The following is a 3,612-nucleotide window of genomic DNA, read 5'->3' on the forward strand; positions in this document are numbered from 1 at the left end:
CCGGGCGGCGCTCGAGCCGGAACGGCGCACGCGCCGGCTGGCGCTGCCCCGCTTGACCTTGTAGGTGCGCCGCATCAGGCGCAGACGCCGCTTGGAGGCGGACGACTTGGCCTTGGACTTGGTCTTCGTCGTGCTCTTGGTCTTCTTCGCCGGGAGGTAGGCGTCGACGTCGACGCGCATGGTGCCGTTGACGACGGCGCCCCACCGGACCAGGAGGCCGGCGCAGCTCTTCGAGGACGACCGCCGGCACAGCAGCGAGGTGGCCCGGATGGCCTTCCCGGGGACCGCCAGCCGATCGAGCCCCGCGTCGTCGTCGACGATGATCCCGAGGCCCGTGGCCTTGGCCAGACGGGCGTTGTACGGCTCGGAGAGCTTCACGGTGAAGTCGTGGTTGGACTCGATCCGCTTGTCGCCCTTCACGGGGACCTCGACGGTCTGGACCGTCTGGCCGGGCACGAAGGTCAGTACGCCGTCGGTCGCCTCGAAGTCCTCGGGGGAGGTCGCGCTGCCCGGCTCCGTGGCGTAACGGACGGTGACGTGGCGGGTGAGGGGCGCGTCGAGACGGACCGTGAACTCGGCGTCCGTGGTCCCCGAGTCACCTTCGCGAACCGGGGTGCCGTCGCTGATCGACAGGTTCGGGGTCGCGGCCGGCGTGAGGTCGTCGTCGAGGATCCTGATCGTCGCGACGGCGGTCCGGCCGGTCTCGGCGGTGTCGGTCACGACGAGCGAGAAGCTCTCGTCCTCCTCGATCGCGGAGTCCGCCCCGATCGGAATCGTGACGACCTTGGTCTTCTCGCCGGGGTTGAACACCAGCGATCCCGATTGCCGGGCGTAATCGACGCCCGCCTGGGCGGTGCCGTCCCGGGTCTCGTAGGTCGCCGTCAGCGCCCGGTTGCTCGCGGTGGTCAGGCCGACGGTCACGGTCGCGGCGTTCGCGACCCCGGTCCCCTCCAACAGCGTGGTGTCGAAGGCGACGACGCTCGGCGTCGGATCGTCGTCGGTGATCGTCACGGTGCCGGTGGCCGCGGTGATGTTGCCGCCCTGCGGGGATGTGAGGTTGACGCTCAGGTTCTCGTCCGCCTCGTCGACGTCGTCCCCGTGCACGAGGACGTCGATCGTGCCCACGAGCTGTCCAGCCGGGATGGTGAGGCGCTGGCCGGCAGGGATCGCCGTGTAGTCCTCCGGGGCGGTCGCGGATCCGTTGGCCGTCGCGTACGCGACGCTGACGTCCTGGGGGCTGACCGCGCCGAGTGCGACGGTCAGCCGGGCGACGGTGCTCGTCCCGGACGCGCCCTCCGTCACGGTGGCGCCCGTGATCGTGATGCTGGGGCCGTCGTCGTCGCGGATGGTCCCGGTCGCGGTCCCTGCGGCGATCGTGGCGTTGGTCGGGTCGGAGAGCGTGACCGTGAACGTCTCATCGGTCTCGTCGACGGTGTCCCCGACGATCTGCACGGTGATGTTCTGGCTCACCGTCCCCGGCGAGAAGGTGATCTGGTTGTTGGTCTGCGTGTAGTCGGCTGGCGCGGTGGCGGTGCCGTCGGCGGTCGCCCATTTGACGGTCACGGTCTTGGCGCTGGCACGCGACAGCGAGATCTTGAACGCCATCAGCGAGGTCGCGTTGGACTGCTCGGTCACGGAGGCGTCGGCGATGCTGACGGTCGGCGGCGGGTCGTCGTCGATGATCGTCCCGGTGCCGAACGCCGGGGGAGGGATCGTCGCGCCGCCCGTCGCGTTCGTCAGTTGCAGGGTGAAGCTCTCGTCCGGCTCGTCGGTCTCGTCTCCGACCAGCTGCACGGTGACGGTCTTCTCGGTCTCCCCGGGCGCGAACGTGAGCGTGGTGCTGGGCACGGCGAAGAAGTCCAGCGACGAGGTCGCGGTCACGCTGCTGGTGTGGACGTCGACGGTCACCGTGTTCCCCGCGGCCTCCGACAGCTTCACGGTGAAGACGATCGAGCCGGCGGTTCCCGGGTTGCCCTCCGTCACGCCGGCGGGCGAGTCGACGCTGAAGGTCAGGGGGGCGGCGTGCGCCTGGGCGACCGGCCACAGCACGAAACACGCGCAGGCAGCCGTGATCATCGCCATCACGGCACGCAGCCGCGGCGCGGAATCCCCTGTCTCCATGACCCCATCGTGACGGGTCCGCAGCACGCCGTGCAACCTCCTTCCAACAACAGGTTTCCGGGCTATCGAAACCACGGGAACGTGGCGCCTCGCCGCGCGAACTGCGGTAGCGTGACGCGCATGGGAGCCGCAAGCAGGGGTGGATTCGCGGCGTGCGTCATCGCCTTGGCGATGTGGGCGGGAGAGGCAGCGCACGCGGCCACGTCGTCCACCGCACGATGGATGCCGAACCCACCGGGAGCCTCGTGGGTCTACGGCTGGACGGACAGCGGCTTCTCCCCGACGAAGACCCGTGAGCGCTACACGGTCGCCGAGCGCAGCGACACCGCGCTGAAGCTCGGCTGGACGACCGCGGACCTCGGGAACGGCGAGGGGTCCGTGACGAGCGAAGGCACCGTCGACTACCGGTACACCAACAGCGGCCTCGTCAACACCAACTGGTCCAGCACCCCGCCGCCGCCGCACTTCCCGGTGCTGTGCGCGTCGGCGAGCAACTGTGGCAACAGCCTTGCCGGCACGCACTACCAGCTGATCTGGGGCAGCCGCTCCCCACTGCTGCGGGAGCCCGTCGTGCGCGGCCTCGCCTGGTCGGCGCTCGGCGGCCAGGGCAACGACGTCGCCAGCACCAACCGCTACCTCGGTCGGGAGCGCGTCACCGTCCCGGCCTTCCCGCGCGGCGTGTTCGCGGCGAAGCTCGAGTCGGACATCACGCAGGGCGGGGCGCTCGGCGACCCGTACGGCAGCGGGCTGCGGACCACGTGGTGGGTGTACGGCGTCGGCCCCGTGAAGATCGTGTTCCGGCATGCCGGCGGCGAGATCTCGACCGCCGTGCTGGAGGCCACGAACCTCTCGCCGCGCTCAGCGCCGTCCGACCGCTCCCGCTTCCCGTTGATCACGGGCAAGAAGCGCCGTTACCGCTACACGAACACGCGTCACATGAAGCGTGCTTCCGTGCAGGAGTTCACGGTCGGGGCGTCCGCCAACGCCACGGCGACGGTGGACGTCCGCAGCCGTTCGGGGCCCATCCGGACCAGCGGCAGCTACGTGTTCAGCAGCGGCAAGTCCGGGATCACGAGCCTCGCGGTGTCCACGGCCACCGCGACACGGGTCCGCTTCCCCGCCCTGGGCCCCAAGCGGCTCCCCAAGAGCCGCAGGCGTCATCTGTTCACCCCCTTCGACCTGATGACGTTCGGCATCAACCCGGTGGTCCCGGCCTACCCGAAGAAGGGGCAGACCTGGAAGACGAACAAGGCCGGCCGCGACTACGCCGTGTTCGGGGTCACCGGGCGCTCCAAGGTCGTGGGATACCAGCGCGTGCGCACCCCGGCAGGCCGCTTCACGGCGCTGCTGGTCGAGAGCCGCCTTACGCAGAAGGGCTACCGGTTCGGCTCCGGCGTGCGGCGCTCGTGGTTCGCCTCCGGGGTCGGGCTCGTCAAGCTCCAGTTCCGTCACCGCGACGGCAGCGTCTCGAAGGTCGACCTGCTCAAGCGA

The 3,612-nt window shown here is 70.2% G+C and carries 1 protein-coding gene and 1 pseudogene; one reads left to right on the forward strand and one right to left on the reverse strand.

Features of this window, described 5'->3' with window-relative positions:
- Positions 1–2,121 (reverse strand): Calx-beta domain-containing protein (locus ABYE80_RS18530; RefSeq protein WP_372791787.1); only part of this gene is annotated, 2,121 nt, incomplete at its 3' end.
- Between the two features lie 120 nt (positions 2,122–2,241).
- On the opposite strand from ABYE80_RS18530, the pseudogene ABYE80_RS18535 reads away from it, so the two are divergent.
- Positions 2,242–3,612, forward strand: a pseudogene (locus ABYE80_RS18535) (hypothetical protein); the annotation flags it as partial.

The organism is Paraconexibacter sp. (assembly GCF_041602235.1).
GTDB lineage: Bacteria > Actinomycetota > Thermoleophilia > Solirubrobacterales > Solirubrobacteraceae > Paraconexibacter.